The sequence below is a fragment of the Archangium violaceum Cb vi76 genome, from assembly GCF_000733295.1.
Taxonomy (GTDB): domain Bacteria; phylum Myxococcota; class Myxococcia; order Myxococcales; family Myxococcaceae; genus Archangium; species Archangium violaceum.
Window position 1 is genome coordinate 22,313 of the sequence record NZ_JPMI01000156.1, and the last position, 15,610, is coordinate 37,922.

A 15,610-nucleotide genomic window follows, 5' to 3' on the forward strand; every position below is an offset into this window, starting at 1 on the left:
GCGCGTCGAGTCGAGATGGGTAGACCCTCACCCCAACCCTCTCCCAGTGGGGAGGGGATTTCTCGGAGTTCGTCATGGCTCATCCCCACGTCGTCAACGCGCAGGACCTCCCCTGGTCCGAGAGCACCCGTGGTCTCCGCATCGCCATGCGCCGCAAGCAGCTCGGCGCCGCCGCCCAGGGACAGAAGCTCGGTTGCAGCCTCTTCGAGCTCCCTCCCGGCAAGCAGTCCTGGCCCCGCCACTACCACCTCGCCAACGAGGAGGCCCTCTTCATCCTCGAGGGCTCCGGCACGCTGCGGCTCGGCGACGAGACCGTGCCCCTGAAGGCCGGTGACTACGTCGCGCTCCCCGCCGGGCCCGCCTGCGCGCACCAGCTCATCAACGAGAGCGGCTCGCCCCTGCGTTACCTCGCCTTCTCCACCATGCTCGAGCCCGACGTCATCGTGTACCCGGACTCGAAGAAGGTGGGCGTGCTCGCCGGGGCCGCTCCCGGGGGCAACAAGGCCGCGCGCACCCTGGAGGCCTACCTGCCCCTGGGCTCCCAGGTCAGCTACTGGACCGGCGAGGAAGGTTGAGCCCTGGGGAGACGCCGTGGCACCCTCGCGGTCCCATGGCCTCCCTTCTCGACTCGCTCGAACGCTCGCGCCTCCTCAAGGACAGGGCTGCGGCGCGGGAGGTCCTCAACCCCGCCGAGCCTCCCCATGTCTCCCTGCTGCGCCTGTGCGACGCCGGGCTGCTCGAGGGCGGCCTCACCGTGGCGTTCGGCGTGCGGCCCGATGAGCTCGTGGGTCCTCTCACCATGGCCATGGGCGGCGCCGCGAAGCGCTTCAAGGTCGTCGATGTCCGCGAGCGCCCGCGCCTCGAGCTCCACGTCCTCGCCGGAGAGACGTCCGAGCGCTGGGAGGTGGAGGACCTCTGGGCGCTCGTGCACAACCTCAACAGCCTCTACCGTGACGCCCCCGACGTGCGCGCCATCGCCCTGCTCGGCGAGTGGAACGACGCGCTCCAGCTCCTGTGCGTGGACAAGCGCGCCCTCCCGCGGCTCCTGCGCGAGCGCTTCTTCGCGCCCCAGAACAGGGACGCCCTGGAGCGCGAGCCCGAGCGCTCCTGAGGCCCGTCAGCGTCCCCGCCGCTTGAACTGCGCCAGGCTGAGCTGCTGGTTCAGCCGGGCAATCTCCCTCCGCGCGGCCTCGAGCTCCTCCGTGGGCTTCGTGCCACCGAAGAGCTCACGGAGCCTCTCCACCAACGAGCGTTTGCCGGAGGACGAGCGGGAGCCACGCTTCGCCTTGGCCTTCGTCAGCGCCTGATTCGAGACCTCCAGCTGCTTCTTCAGCTGCTTCACCTCGTCGCGCGCCAGCGTGGCTTCCCGCCGGGACTCGCTCAGCTCGGCCGTGCGCGTGGCGAGCTGCTGGTCCACCTCCGCGCGCGCGGAGCGGAGGGCGGCGTTCTCCTTCTCCAGCGACTGCACCTGTGTCCGCAGGGCCTGGAGCTCCGCCGCTTCCTGCTTCTCGTCGCGCGGTGGTGCCACGGGGGCCGCCTTCTCGCGTGCGGCCAGCTCGGCCTTGAGGCGTTTCACCTCCGTCTGCGTCGTCTCGAGCAGATCCCTCAGCTCGCGCTCTTCCGACCTGGCCACGCTTCCTCCCCGGTGGCCGGGATCATAGCACTCAGCTCGCGAGCGTCGGGGCCCCGGTGAGGGCGGTGGCCTCGCTCGGACCCCGCTTCTTGCGCTCCAGGTACCAGCGGCGGAACGCCAGCGTGGCCCGGTCCGTCGCCACGCTGCGCTCCTCGGAGACCTGCGGCGATTCGACCGGGTAACTCGACTCCACCACCGCCTGGTCCTCCCGCAGGACGCGCTTGTTGAAGTGGTCCAGCAGGGCCGCGAGCGGCTGGAGCTTCAGGAAGTCGCGCGTGCTCACCAGCATCATCCGTGTGTGGTTCTCATCCACCGGCACGCACCACATGAACAGGTTCATGATGCGCTGGGGAATGGGAATCCTCAGCGACATGCCGTTGGGCCGCAGCCAGTCCAGGTAGGCGTCCGAGGCCACTCCATCCAGCGTCCACGAGGAGCGGAATCCCGTGGGGGTGAGGTGTACCTCCATCTCCATCCTCGAGTCCGGCTTCATCCGCCGCGCCAGCGCTCCACCGATGGTGCGCCGGTGCACGAAGGGGAGGTGCGGCGAGTCCAGCATGTTCTCCATCGCCCGCGTCCAGTGTGCGTTCCACGTCTCGGCGTAGTGCCACACGTGGATGCCCCGCTGCTCCATCACGGAGGGCACGGACAGCTCTTCCGGGGCCTCCACTCCCGGGCGTGTGTAGACCCAGATGAGGCCTCCGCGCTCCTGCACCGGGAAGGCCGTGGCGGCGAAGCGCCGGCGCTTCTCCTCGGGCATGGGGTTGAGCGGAATGTGCGTGCACGCCCCGCCCGAGGCGAAGCGCCACCCGTGGAAGGGGCACTCCAGGCACCCGTCCTTGCCCACCTTCCCCAGCGACAGCTTCACCCCCCGGTGCGGACATTGATCATGCAGCGCAGACACCCGGCCCTGGGGGTCCCGGAAGAGCACGAGGCGCTCCCCCGCCAGCGTCAACGCGTAGGGCGCCTTGCCCACTTCCTTCGACATCGCCACCGGCGTCCATACGTCCGCGAAACCCTCGTCGGCGAAACCGTGCAACATGAAGTCCTCCAGCAGGTACCGCTCTCGGGGATAGAATATTCAGGTTGGTTTATTTAATTTCAAGTCGAATCGCGCTACAGGTTCGCACAGGCTCGGGAGCCGGGTGGATTTCCTACCCCACGCGGGTTATTCAGAGGGTATGGCCCGGGTGAAGGGGAGCCGCAACGCCGACTACGAGAAGGAGCGCGAGCGACTGTTGCAGGCCGTTTGCGAGCGCTTGCTCGCCAGCGACGGAGCGCAGGCGAGCTTCCGCGAGCTGGCCGAGGTGGCCGGGGTGAGCGTGGCCACGCTGCGTCACTACTTCGGCTCGCGCGAGGCGTTGCTGGCGGAGGTGATGGCGGACATGCACCGGCGCGGCCTGCCCCACCTGCACGCCACCGCCACCGAGTTCCACGGCCCGGTGCGCGAGTCGCTCCGGTGGTTCCTCCAGCAACTCCTCATCGGCTGGCGCATGGGCGTGGGGACGGTGCACGCCTTCGGCCTCACCGCGAGCCTGGGCCACGAGACGCTGGGGCCCGTGTACGTGCAGGAGTTGCTGGAGCCCACGCTCCAGGCCACCGAGGCCCGGCTGTCCCGTCACATCGCGGAGGGAGAGCTGCGCCGCTGCGACGTGCGCCACGCCGCGCTGGAGCTGGTGTGCCCGGTGGTGCTCGGCCTGCTGCACCAGGTTCAACTGGCGGGCTCGCGCTGCCGTCCGCTGGACGTGGAGCGCTTCCTGGCGGACCACCTGGACACCTTCCTCCGCGCCCATGCCCCGGAGCCCGGGCCCCCGGCTCGAGAGCGAAGTCCAACCGAGCCGCTCAAGGCACGCCGAGGATGAGCCCGAGCGTGGCCAGCGTCATCCCGGTGCCCTGCTTCGCGAGCGCGGGCGGAATGTCGAGGATGACGGGCCGCTCCGGCGCGCCTCCGCAGCTGCGCGAGCCCACGTAGCTCCCGTCCTTCGTCGCCTTCAGGTCGTAGCTGCACGGGCCCACCGTCCCGGTGAGCTCCTCCTTGCTGAGGTTCAGCTCCGAGAGCCGGCCGTAGAAGGAGCCCCGCGCGCGGGTGACGCCGTTGTCGTCCTCGAAGCTCATCCGCGTCAGCTCCCGGCCCACGGTGCCGCCCAACTCCTGGCCGTTGAGGCCGAGGAACACCGTCTGGCCAAAGGCCCTCCCGCGCAGCGTCTTTCCATCGCGCGAGAGCTGGAGGTCGGGGCCGGAGACGCTGTCGCCCGTCACGCGAGCCGTGATGGCGGCGTTCGGGGTGCGCAGGTAGAGGTACTGCTTCCCGCCCTGCGCGGTCGCCGTTCCCACCGCGAGCAGGGCCGTCATCCCGAGCGCTCGACCGATTCGCTGGGTGTTCGAGGAGCTCATACCGGGAGGATAGGAACGGGGGCACCTCCGTGTGCCGGACCCCTCGGCCGCCCGCTCGTGGGGAGGCGGGGATGGCGGGCTCCGCCAGGACGGCGCGGCGGGCGTCCGCCCGGTTGCCGGGTGAGCCCGGGACATGGCCCCCCGGGACAGGTACCCATGGCTCTCCTCCTCCGGGGCATCCTCATGTCGACCCTGAGCGCGGGGGCTCGCGCCTGACGGTGGTGGGCGTGACGGACCTCGAGGGCGGGCGGATGGAGCCGTCCCATGCGTGCCGGCCGGACGTGGCGCTCACGTACGCGCGGTGTTCACGGGTTGTCCTGCCTCCGAGGGATGCGTTGCCCCTGCTTCCTCTCCGGCGGTAGCCTGTGTCCGTGCCTTCCTCGTCCCAAGGCCGGGCCGCCTCCGGGCCCATGCGTGTCCTCTTCGTGGCGGACGACCCCGTGCTGCGCGACTCCGCCCGCAGGGAGCTGTCGCCGGCCTTCGAGCTGCTCCCCGTCAACACCTTCGCCCTGGCCCTGCCCCTGCTCGACCTCGAGCCGGCGCCCACCGTCATCGTCCTCGACCTGGGGCTGGCGGACGCCCGCGGCGCGGCGGACTTCCTCGCCACCCTGGTGGAGCGCAACTACCCCGGTCCGCGCGTTCTTTTGTCCAGCAAGTTCCGCCCCGAGGAGGCCTCCACCCTCAGCCAGGCCAGCATCATCCACTTCGCGCTCGCCACGCCGTGGGCCGCCGGTGAGCTGCGTGCCTTCGTGGAGGCCGCGCTCGGCTTCCGCCCCTTCCCGAGCGCCCTTCACGCCAGCTGATGTCTGGTGGCAGGCGGCCAATCGGGCTCCGCCACGATGTCCTGCGCGCGCCCGCGCTTCGCATTATCCTGGCGCCGTTCCCCGAAAGTGTTTCGAGAAGAGTGGTGCCCCGTGCCGTCGTGGTGGAAGGTTGCCAAGAGGAAGCTCCGGCGTGCGCGCGCGCGATTGCTGCGCGGCTCGGGGGCTCCGGGTGAGATCGCCGGTGGCATGGCGCTCGGGTTGTTCATCGCCGTGCTGCCCGTCATGGGACTCCAGCTTCCCCTGGCCCTCGCCACCGCCGAGCTGGTGCGCCGGCTGACGCACTTCCAGCTCTCGCGCGTCGCCGCCGCCGCGGGCGTGTGGCTCAACAACCCCGTCACCGCCGCTCCCGTCTACGGCCTGTGCTACCTCATCGGCCGCCCCATCGCGCACCGCCTCCTCCCGGCTCCTCCCCAGTCCGTGGCGACGGCCGGCGCGGGCTCGTTCGACCTGAGCGCGCTGTCCTTCTCCGGCCCGGATGCGCTCGAGGTGGGGCTCGGCCTCGTCATCGGCGGCGTCGTGCTGGGCGTGCCCACCGCGTGGGTCGGCTACCGCATCACCTACGGCATGGTGTCCCGCCACCAGGCCGCTCGTCAGCAGCGCCGGGCCCGCAGGGCTCGTGGCCTGAAGCTCGCCCCCGAGGCGTAGGCGCCCGCGCGGCCCGGCCTCCGCCTGGTGGAGCCCGGATTCCGTCCTCGCTGGAGGAGCGGTAGAAAAAAGCATCTGTCGTATTTGAACCCACATGCGTCAGGGCACTACGATTTCAACCAGGTGACACTTTTGTCATCCGGGAGTGGCCCGAGATGAGCGGACGCCCTGGTGCGTGCGCCGGGGTGGGTTCTCAGGTCGCTAGAAGTCTCGAGGACGCTCCCCTCTTCGCAGTCGTATGCACAGGGAGCTCCCCCACGTGAGACGGTTGGTTGCCACGCTGTCAGGGCTGGCGCTGGTGTTGTCGGGCACAGGCGCCGCGGCCCGGTCGTTACCGAACTACGATGCACTGCAGGACGTGAAACCCACGGGCCGGAGTTTCAGGCCGGTGGAGGAGCCGGGGACGCGCGTTGCCCATCGGGACGAGCGGACGGATTCACCCACGTTCCTCTGGGTCAACAAGGGCAGTGCCTCCGCGAAGCGGGTGGCGCCCTTCGCGCGCATGGCGCCGGAGAAGGCCGCCCTGGCGCAGCTCTCCGAGCACGCCAGCGCCTATGGCCTGAGCTCCTTCGAGTCGGCGGGGGCGCGGGTGGAGTCCATCAGCGAGAACGCGCAGGGCGTCAAGGTGGTGACGCTCACCCAGGAGGCGGCGGGCATCGAGGTCTTCCGCCAGTCGCTCCGCCTGCTGCTCAACCGGAGCAATGATCTGGTGGCCGTCTCCGGCTCCCTGTCCAAGCACGTCTCCGCGGACGTGCCCGCCTCGAAGGTGCGCTTCCAGCTGACGGCCTCCGAGGCCATTGCCCTGGCCTACCGGGACCTGACCGGAAGCGAGATGGACAAGAGCCTGCTCGCGCGAGTTGACGCGAAGCGGGATGCCGGCGGCTACGTCCATTACGAGCCGGTGTCCTATGCGCGCCCGCTGGCGGAGCGGCTCCTCATCCCGGCGCGGGCGAAGCAGGTGCTCTTCCCGCTGCCGGGCGGACTGGTCCCCGCGTACTACGTGGAGCTCAACACGGGACGCGCGGACAGCAAGGAGTCGGACTTCTACTCCTACGTCGTGTCCGCGGCCGATGGCCGGTTGCTGATGCGCAACAACCTGACGGCGGACGCGGAGTACTCCTACCGCGTCTTCGCGGACAGCACGCCGCCGTACACCCCGCATGACGGCCCCTCGGGCACCAACGCCACGCCGCACCCCACGGGGACGCCGAGCGGCTTCATCCCCGCGTTCGTTCCGCCCGCGCTGGTCACCCTGCAGAACGCCCCCTTCAGCCGGAACGACCCCTGGCTGCCGGACGGCGCCACGGTGACCACCGGTAACAACGTGGACGCGTACGCGGACCTCGTCGCGCCGGACAACTACAACACGGGCGACCTGCGCCCCAGCGTCACCGCGCCGGGCGTGTTCGACCGGACGATGCTCTTCGACATCGAGCCGAATGCCGATTCGGAGCAGATCGCCGCGGCCACCACCAGCCTGTTCTTCCTGAACAACTGGCTGCATGACTGGTTCTACGACTCGGGCTTCGACGAGGCCTCCGGCAACGCGCAGACGAGCAACTACGGCCGCGGAGGCCTGGGCAACGACGCCATCCGTGCGCAGGCGCAGGACTACAGCGGCCTCAACAACGCCAACATGTCCACGCCGGCGGACGGCGCGTCCCCGCGCATGCAGATGTACCGCTTCACCGGCCGCAACGCGCTCGTGAAGGTGCAAGCGCCCGCGAGCATCGCGCGTGACATCCAGGCGGGCGTCGCCGCCGAATTCGGTCCGCAGTCCTTCGACGTCGGCGGTGAGGTGGTGTCCGCCCTGGACGGCGTCGACACCAGTACCGACGCGTGCACCGCGCTGTCGAACGCGGCGGAAGTGGCCGGGAAGATCGCGCTGATCGACCGTGGCAACTGCGACTTCACCGCCAAGGTGACGAACGCGCAGAACGCGGGGGCTCTCGGCGTCATCATCGCGGACAACGTGGATGGGTGGATCACCAACATGGGGGGGGTCTCCACCACCATCACCATTCCCACGCTGCGCCTCACGAAGGCGGAGGGCGCGGTGCTGCGCGGCGCCACCGGGGTCTACGTGCGGCTGTTCCGCGCGTCGCCCCTGAGCCTGGACGGCACGGTGGACAACATCATCGTGGCCCATGAGTGGGGCCACTACATCAGCAACCGCCTCATCGCCAACTCGGCCGGTCTGGTCAACAACCAGGGCCGCGCCATGGGCGAGGGCTGGGGTGACTTCACCGCGCTGCTGATGGTGACGCGCGAGGAGGACGCCCTGGTCGCCGCCAACGCGAACTGGAATGGTGCCTACGGCGCGGCCGAGTACGCCACGCGTGGCAGCTCCCCGGACTCCGCCTTCTTCGGCATCCGCCGCGTGACGTACTCGGCGGACCTGGCCAAGAACGCCCTGATGTTCCGCCACATCTCCGACGGCGTGGCGCTGCCCGCCACGGCGCCCATGGCCCCGGCCGGCGTCAACTCCCAGGTCCACAACTCCGGTGAGGTGTGGGCCACCATGCTGTGGGAGTGCTACGTGTCGCTGCTGCGCGCGCATCCCTTCGCGGAGGCGCAGCGCCGCATGAAGAGCTACCTGGTGAACGGGTTCAAGATGACGCCCGCGGCGCCCACCTACCTGGAGGCGCGTGACGCCATCATCGCGGCGGCCACCGCCAACGACCCGGCCGATGGCGAGCGCTTCTGGAAGGCCTTCGCCCGGCGCGGCGCGGGCGTGGGCGCGGTGGCTCCGGACCGCTACTCCACCAACCACGCCGGTGTGGTGGAGAGCTTCAGCGTCGGGACGAATCTGGAGCTCGTCTCCGCCCTGTTCGCCGACGACGTGGCGAGCGGCTCCTGCGACAAGGACGGCGTCCTGGACAATGGGGAGACGGGCCGCATCATCGTCACCGTGCGCAACACGGGCTCGACGGCGGCCAGCAACACCAGCGTCACCGTGCTCTCTCCCTCTCCTGGCGTGACGATGGGCAACGGGGGCTTCTTGCGCTTCCCGGTGATTCCCGTGGGAGAGGAGGCGGAGGTGTCCATTCCCGTGACGCTCCGCGGCGCGACGAAGGGGCAGATCGCCTCCTTCAACCTCGCCTTCCGTGACGAGGGCCAGGCGGTTCCGGGTGACAAGGTGCACTCGTTCGGCATCAAGACGCAGTACGACGAGGCGCCGGCCACTTCCGCCACGGAGACGGTGGATGGCCGTTCGCCGCCGTGGAACGTCGAGTATGACCCCGCGCTGACCCCGGGCGCCTTCGGGATCGTCGAGTTCATCGCCGACCTCAACCGGGCCTTCTTCGGCCCGGACCTGGGTGCCGCGAGCGACCTGCGCCTCATCACCCCGCCGCTCCAGGTGAGCGCCACGGAGCCGCTCGTCGTCTCCTTCCGCCACGCGTATGCCTTCGAGTCCGACACCACCGGCGACTACGACGGTGCCGTCATCGAGCTCTCCAGCGATGGAGGGGCGACGTGGGTGGACATTGGTACCCCCCTGTACGGCGGTACGCTCGCCAACTACACGGGCAACCTGAACCCGCTGAAGGGCCGGTCCGCCATCGTGGGAGCGTCCGCGGGATTCCCCACGTTCGTGGCCGCGACGCTGGACCTGGGCACCACCTACGCGGGCCAGACGGTGCGGATCCGCTTCCGCGTCGGCTCCGACAATAGCGCCGCGGGGACGGGCTGGTTGCTGGATGACCTGGCCTTCACCGGCATCGTGGGCACGCCGTTCACGGGCATCGTCGATGAGGATGGCGTGTGCGTGAACCGTGCGCCCGTGGCCAACGCCGGCGCGGACCTGACGGCGAACGAGCGCTCGCGCGTGACGCTGTCCGGCAGCGCGTCGGACGCGGATGGGGACGTCCTGAGCTACAGCTGGACGCAGGTGTCCGGCCCGGCGGCGGTGCTCGAGGGCGCCACTACGAGCACCCCGTCCTTCACGGTCCCCGAGGTGACCAGTGACACGGACATGGTGCTGCGGCTGACCGTCAGCGATGGCACGCTCACCGCCAGCGACACCGTGACGGTGCGCGTGTTGAACGTCAACCGTGCGCCCACGGTGAACGCGGGCCTGGATGGCTCGGCCAGCGAGCGGAGCAGCCACACGCTGTCCGGCTCCGCGAGCGACGCGGATGGGGACACCCTCAGCTACCTCTGGACGCAGGTGTCCGGCACGCCGGTGGCGCTGAACAACTACGACAAGGCGTCCGCCACCTTCGCCACGCCGGAGGTGCTGTTCGACGAGGTGCTCACCTTCCGCCTGACGGTGAGCGACGGTCAGAACAGCGTCAGCGACACGGTGGACGTGGTCATCCACGACGTGAACCGCGCGCCGGTGGTGACGGCGTCCTCGGTGACGGTGGACGAGCGCAGCACGGCCACGCTCGAGGCCACCGCCTCGGACGCGGATGGTGATGCGCTGACGTATAGCTGGACGCAGGTGTCCGGCACGCCGGTGACGCTCTCCGGGGCGAACACGGCGACGGCCACCTTCTCCACGGGCGAGGTGAGCGCCGACAGCGTGCTCACCTTCCGCGTGACGGTGAGCGACGGCAAGGCCACGGCCACCCAGGACGTGGTGGTGAACGTGCGCCACGTCAACCTCGCGCCCACGGTGAACGCGGGCGTGGATGGCTCCGTGAACGAGCGCGAGTCCTACACGCTCTCGGGCTCCGCGAGCGACGCGGACGGGGACACGCTGAGCTACAGCTGGGTGCAGGTGTCCGGCACGGCGGTGGCGCTGACGGGTGCCACCTCGGCGACGGCCAGCTTCACCGCGCCGGAGACGGATTCCGGTGAGACGCTCACCTTCCGCGTGACGGTGAGCGACGGCAGGGCGAGCGCCAGCGACACGGTGAACGTGGGGGTGGTGCCGGTGAACCGCGCGCCGGTGGTGACGGCGTCCTCGGTGACGGTGGACGAGCGGAGCACCGCCTCCCTCGTGGCCACCGCGTCGGACCCGGACGGTGATGCGCTGACCTACAGCTGGACGCAGGTGTCCGGCTCGACAGTCACGCTCTCCGGTGCCGACACGGCGACGGCCACCTTCTCCACGGGCGAGGTGAGCGCCGATAGCGTGCTCACCTTCCGCGTGACGGTGAGCGACGGCAAGGGTGGCACTGCCTCCCGCGACGTGACGGTGAACGTGCGCCAGGTCAACCGCGCGCCCACGGCCAACGCGGGCGTGGACGGCGTCGTGAACGAGCGGAGCAGCTACACGCTGAGCGGCTCCGCGAGCGACGAGGACGGGGACACGTTGAGCTACAGCTGGGTGCAGGTGTCCGGCACTCCGGTGGCGCTGACGGGTGCCACCTCGGCGACGGCGGCCTTCACCGCGCCGGAGACGGTCTCCGGCGAGACGCTCACCTTCCGTCTGACGGTGAGCGACGGCAAGGCGAGCGCCAGCGACACGGTGAACGTGATGGTCGACCCGGTGAACCGCGCGCCGGTGGTGACGGTGCCCGCGGTGACGGTGGACGAGCGCAGCACGGCCACGCTCGAGGCCACCGCCTCGGACCCGGACGGTGACGCGCTGACCTATAGCTGGACGCAGGTGTCCGGCACGCCGGTGGCGCTCTCCGGGGCCAGCACGGCCCGGGTCACCTTCTCCACGGGCGAGGTGAGCGCCGACAGCGTGCTCACCTTCCGCGTGACGGTGTTCGACGGCTTCACCAGCACCAGCTACGACGTGGCGGTGACGGTGCGCAACGTCACCACCAACCGCGCGCCCACGGTGAACGCGGGCGTGGATGGCACCGCGAACGAGCGGAGCGTCTACACGCTGAGCGGCTCCGCGAGCGACGCGGACGGGGACGCTCTCAGCTACGCCTGGGTGCAGGTGTCCGGTACCCCGGTGGCGCTGACCGGTGCCAACACGGCGTCCGCCAGCTTCACCGCGCCGGAGACGGATTCCGGCGAGACGCTCTCCTTCGTGCTGACGGTGAGCGACGGCACGGCGAGCGTGAGCGACACGGTGAACGTGGGGGTGGTGCCGGTGAACCGCGCGCCGGTGGTGACGGCGTCTCCGGTGACGGTGGACGAGCGGAGCACCGCCTCCCTCGTGGCCACCGCGTCTGACCCGGACGGTCACGCGCTGACCTACAGCTGGACGCAGGTGTCCGGCCCGGCGGTGGAGCTCTCCGGTGCCAACACCGCGACGGCCACCTTCCCCACGGGGGAGGTGCCCGCGGACCGCGTGCTCACCTTCCGCGTGACGGTGAGCGATGGCGAGGCCTCGGCCTCCCGTGACGTGACGGTGAACGTGCGCAACGTCAACCGCGCGCCCACGGCCAACGCGGGCCCCGCGCTCTCCGCGGTGTCCCAGACCACCGTCAACCTCGAGGGCAGCGGCATCGACCCCGACGGTGGCACCCTGACGTACCAGTGGACGCAGGTGGGTGGTCCGTGGGTGACGCTGGCGGGGGCTGACACCGCCACGCCGTCCTTCCTCGCTCCGGCCGTGAGGTCGAGCACCGACCTCGTCTTCCGGCTGGTGGTGCGCGATGGCTCGCTCTCCAGCGAGCCCTCCACCGTCACGGTCACCGTCTCGCCCACCGGCAACCAGGCTCCGGTGGCCAAGGCCCGCATCCTCCTCTCTGGCAGCCAGGCGTCGATGACGCTCGACGGCTCGGCTTCCAGCGATGTGGATGGGGACGCGCTCTCCTACCAGTGGGAGCAGATCGGCGGCCCGGCCATGCAGCTCGCCAACGCCAACCAGGCGGTGCTGAACGTGGATGTGCCCGCGAGCGGTACCTACAGCTTCCGTCTCACCGTGACGGATGCCCGCGGTGCCTCGCACAACACCACCGTGGAGGCCACGGCCACGCTGTCCACGTCCACGCCGGAGCCGGGCGGCTGCTCCTCCACCGGCACGGGCGCCCCGGCCAGCGTGCTCGGCCTGGCGCTCCTCGGCCTGCTGCGCCGCCGCCGCTGGCTGAACTGACATACCGCCGCCCTCCTCCTCGGGTTGTTCCGGAGGGGGAGGGTGGAGTCTGAACTGTCGTGCTCCGGCGGCCGGCCCCTGTCACCCAGGTGCCGGCCGTCGGTGTTTCGCGGAACGCTCCGTGGCTTTGGGCTCACGGCTTCGCTGTCCGTGCTCAGTCCTCGAACGAGTCGTACTCGCACCCGGAGTTGACCGGCTTCGAGTGTCCGCCCATGTCGTGCGGGACGCCGACCTCCACGGTGCTCGTGCACGTCTTGCCCTTGCTGTCCTTCGCCGTGAAGGTGATGCAGTACACGCGCCCGTCTTCCTGGCCGCTGCGCTCCGCCCGCACCTGCACCCGGTCCCGGTAGTCACCCACCCACTTCGCGTCCGGTGCCGTGTTGCCGTCACCCGGGCCATTCACGGGCTCGTCCTGCCTCACCTTCTTGATGGTCACCCGGAAGGGCTTTCCGTAGTCGTCCTTTCCGCTCAGCGTGACGGTGTGGAACTTGTGATTCGGCGGCCACAGCAGCTCCGGGTCCGCCTTCACCTTCTTGCAGGAGGGCTTGTCTCCCTCGAGCGCGCTCATGTCACCGTCGTCGAGCATCAGCTCCTCCTGCTCGTCGATGGGGTCCTCGTCCTCCAGCGGACCACCGCAACCGGAGACTCCCAGCATCGCCACCAGCGTGAAGAGCGCCGTCTTCGTCCAGGTTCCACGCATGTTCCATCCCCCCCATGCCTCATGCCGGGCGGGTCCTGTCACGAGCCCGCCTCCGCTCCTCAGGGTGGGAACCGGGAGGTGCCTTCTTCCATCGGGCTTCAGGGTAGGCGCTCTGCTGCCGCTCTCACGCGCGAGTGGCACTCGCGTACAGGGGGAACGCCCCTCCGCATGCCTGCTCACTCACGGGCGGTCACGGACGCCTGGCCCCCTCTTCGAAGAAGCCGGGCCCTGCGCCGCCTCCGCCACGCGCACCACCCGCTCGCGCATGAAGCGGATGGCCTCGTCGTCCTCGACCGTGCTCCGCCAGAGCAGCTCCATGGGCGCGCTCCCCAGGGACATGGGTGGTGCCATCGTCCGGAGGTTCGGACGCACCGAGATGACCTCCCGGGCCACCATGGCGGGCACCGTGGCGAGCAGGGCGCTGCCCTCCACGAGCGCACCGACGCTGTGGAACGTGGGCACCGACACCCGCACCCGCCGCTGGACACCCAGCATGTCCTCGACAATGCCTCGCAGATCTCCGTTGTACGAGACGATGACGTGCTCGTGCGCGAGGTAGCGCTCCAGGGTCAGGGTTCTTCCCAGCCGGGCGTGCCGTGGGTCGAAGAGACACACGAAACCTCCCGTGAACAGCTCGAGGCGCCGCGTGCCCGCGGGCAGCTCGTCGGCCACCGTCACCGCGAGGTCCACCGCCGCGGAGCTCAGGGCCTCGGCGATGGTGCGGAACTGCACCGGAACCACGATGAGCTTCATGCGGGGCGCCTCCTCGGCGAGCAGCCGGAGGAGCGGTGGGAGGAGCCATGCCTCGTTCGAGTCCGAGAGGCCAATCCGCACGGTCCGCTCGCTCGTCTTCGCGTCGAACGTCGCCGGAGAGACGGCCGCCTCGACGAGCGCCTGCAGGTGCGGCTGCGCCGTGGTGAACAGGCGCCGCCCCCGGGTCGTGAGCGCGAGCCCTCGTCCCGCCCGGACGAACAGCGGCGCCCCCACCGCCGTGGTGAGCCGCCTCAGCGCCGCGCTCACCGCCGGCTGAGTGAGGTAGAGGCGGCTCGCCGCCTCGGTGACGCTGCCCGCCTCCGCCACCACCACGAAGACTCGCAGCAGGTTGAGGTCGAGATCCTTTTCATAGATGCCGTGCATGATTCAGATACATCCTATTCATTGGATTTCAGCGTGTCGATCCATAGTCTTTGCCCAGAGGAGAGACGAACGATGAGCACGCACGACTCGAAGCAGACGCAGCGCACGGTGAAGCTCGGCTCCACGGGCCCCGAGGTATTCCCGCTGGGACTCGGCTGCATGGGAATGTCTGGCATGTACGGTGCCACCGATGACGCCGAGAGCATCCGCACCATCCAGACCGCCATCGATCGCGGCGTCACGTTGATCGACACCGGTGACTTCTACGGCATGGGCCACAACGAGCTGCTCGTGGGCAAGGCCATCGCCGGCCGCCGGGAGAAGGTCCAGCTCTCCGTGAAGTTCGGCGCGCTCCGCGGCCCGGATGGCAGCTGGGGCGGCGTGGACACGCGCCCCGCCGCCGTGAAGAACTTCGTCGCCTACAGCCTGAAGCGTCTGGGCGTGGACGTCATCGACATCTACCGCCCCGCCCGGCTCGATCCCAACGTCCCCATCGAGGACACCATCGGCGCCATCGCGGAGCTCGTGAAGGCCGGCTACGTGCGCCACATCGGCCTCTCCGAGGTCGGCGTCGAGACCATCCGCCGCGCCCACCGCGTCCACCCCATCGTCGATCTGCAGATCGAGTACTCGCTCGCCAGCCGCGGCCCCGAGGCGGAGATCTTCCCCGCGCTCGCCGAGCTCGGCATCAGCGCCACCCTCTACGGTGTCTTCTCGCGGGGTCTCCTCACCGGCAGCAAGCCCAAGGGCTCGGGGGACTACCGTGCCTATCTGCCTCGCTTCACCGGCTCGAACCGGGAGAAGAACGAGGATGTCGTGGGTGAGCTCCAGCGTTTCGCCCGGGAGCGGAACATGTCCCCGGGGCAGCTCGCCGTCTCCTGGGTGCTCGCGCGCCAGCCCACCCTCGTTCCCGTGGTGGGTGCCAAGACCGTCGCACAGCTCGAGGACTCGCTCGGTGCTCTGTCCCGGACCTTGTCCAAGGAAGACCTCGCCGCCCTCGATTCCATCGTGAACATCTCCGGCGAGCGGTATGGCGCGGAACAGATGAAGCACCTGGACAGTGAGCGCTCCGCGCACCCGTAACGCGGGGCGTCGTTTCGCGCGGCGAACTTCTGGAGCGCTCCTGGCGCACACGGAGTCAAACCCGGGGGGCGTGGCACCCTCACCCCGTCCCTCTCCCGAGGAGCGCGGGGGTTGCGTCCAGACGTTACCAGCCATTCGCAAGCCTTCGGAAGCATTGAGGCTGCGGGGACCAGTTCCGTCCAGCCGTCCCAACCCGTCACAGGGCTTACCAAGGCTTGTGCTGCACCGGTGCTGCAAGCGCGGCC

The 15,610-nt window shown here is 69.9% G+C and carries 12 protein-coding genes; 7 read left to right on the forward strand and 5 right to left on the reverse strand.

The genetic code is table 11. From position 1 onward, the window contains the following. The first annotated feature begins 74 nt into the window (after window positions 1-74). Window positions 75-575 (forward strand): cupin domain-containing protein, encoded by a 501-nt coding sequence (locus tag Q664_RS22945; RefSeq protein WP_043399480.1) that lies wholly within the window; start codon window positions 75-77, stop codon window positions 573-575. Between the two features lie 35 nt (window positions 576-610). Then, complete coding sequence (locus Q664_RS22950; RefSeq protein ID WP_043399483.1) at window positions 611-1,111, forward strand: hypothetical protein; 501 nt, start codon at window positions 611-613, stop codon at window positions 1,109-1,111. A 6-nt stretch (window positions 1,112-1,117) separates the two neighbouring features. Here Q664_RS22950 and Q664_RS22955 read toward each other — a convergent pair whose 3' ends face one another. Next, window positions 1,118-1,633, reverse strand: a complete 516-nt coding sequence (locus tag Q664_RS22955) for a hypothetical protein (protein WP_043399488.1) — start codon at window positions 1,631-1,633, stop codon at window positions 1,118-1,120. A 31-nt stretch (window positions 1,634-1,664) separates the two neighbouring features. Further along, window positions 1,665-2,675, reverse strand: coding sequence for an aromatic ring-hydroxylating dioxygenase subunit alpha (locus Q664_RS22960; protein ID WP_052518532.1), 1,011 nt, complete (start codon window positions 2,673-2,675; stop codon window positions 1,665-1,667). Between the two features lie 139 nt (window positions 2,676-2,814). Between Q664_RS22960 and Q664_RS60080 the strand changes: the two genes are divergently transcribed. Continuing rightward, window positions 2,815-3,495, forward strand: a complete 681-nt coding sequence (locus tag Q664_RS60080) for a TetR/AcrR family transcriptional regulator (RefSeq protein WP_052518533.1) — start codon at window positions 2,815-2,817, stop codon at window positions 3,493-3,495. On the opposite strand, the gene Q664_RS22970 is transcribed toward Q664_RS60080, so the two are convergent. Further along, the gene (locus Q664_RS22970; RefSeq protein WP_160174479.1) at window positions 3,476-4,027 is read right to left on the reverse strand and encodes a hypothetical protein; all 552 of its coding nucleotides are present in this window, start codon (window positions 4,025-4,027) and stop codon (window positions 3,476-3,478) included. The genes Q664_RS60080 and Q664_RS22970 overlap by 20 nt on opposite strands. A 410-nt stretch (window positions 4,028-4,437) precedes the next feature. Here Q664_RS22970 and Q664_RS22975 point away from each other — a divergent pair, with 410 nt between their 5' ends. From Q664_RS22975 to Q664_RS22985, 3 genes are all read left to right on the forward strand, one after another. After that, the gene (locus Q664_RS22975) at window positions 4,438-4,830 is read left to right on the forward strand and encodes a DNA-binding transcriptional response regulator (RefSeq protein WP_063934738.1); all 393 of its coding nucleotides are present in this window, start codon (window positions 4,438-4,440) and stop codon (window positions 4,828-4,830) included. Window positions 4,831-4,941: 111 nt separating this feature from the next. Then, window positions 4,942-5,496 (forward strand): DUF2062 domain-containing protein, encoded by a 555-nt coding sequence (locus tag Q664_RS52505; RefSeq protein WP_160174480.1) that lies wholly within the window; start codon window positions 4,942-4,944, stop codon window positions 5,494-5,496. A 259-nt stretch (window positions 5,497-5,755) separates the two neighbouring features. Further along, window positions 5,756-12,445 (forward strand): myxosortase-dependent M36 family metallopeptidase, encoded by a 6,690-nt coding sequence (locus Q664_RS22985; RefSeq protein WP_326938730.1) that lies wholly within the window; start codon window positions 5,756-5,758, stop codon window positions 12,443-12,445. 154 nt (window positions 12,446-12,599) lie between these two features. Here Q664_RS22985 and Q664_RS22995 read toward each other — a convergent pair whose 3' ends face one another. Both Q664_RS22995 and Q664_RS23000 read right to left on the reverse strand, forming a co-directional pair. Continuing rightward, a complete protein-coding gene (locus Q664_RS22995; RefSeq protein WP_043399500.1) occupies window positions 12,600-13,145 on the reverse strand; it encodes a hypothetical protein in 546 nt (181 codons plus the stop codon). 180 nt (window positions 13,146-13,325) lie between these two features. Continuing rightward, window positions 13,326-14,282 carry a LysR family transcriptional regulator gene (locus Q664_RS23000; protein ID WP_043399503.1) on the reverse strand — a complete coding sequence of 319 codons (957 nt, stop codon included), beginning with the start codon at window positions 14,280-14,282 and terminating at the stop codon, window positions 13,326-13,328. A 72-nt stretch (window positions 14,283-14,354) separates the two neighbouring features. Between Q664_RS23000 and Q664_RS23005 the strand changes: the two genes are divergently transcribed. Beyond that, on the forward strand, window positions 14,355-15,365 hold the full coding sequence (locus Q664_RS23005) for an aldo/keto reductase (protein WP_043399506.1): 1,011 nt from the start codon (window positions 14,355-14,357) through the stop codon (window positions 15,363-15,365). Window positions 15,366-15,610: the final 245 nt, after the last annotated feature.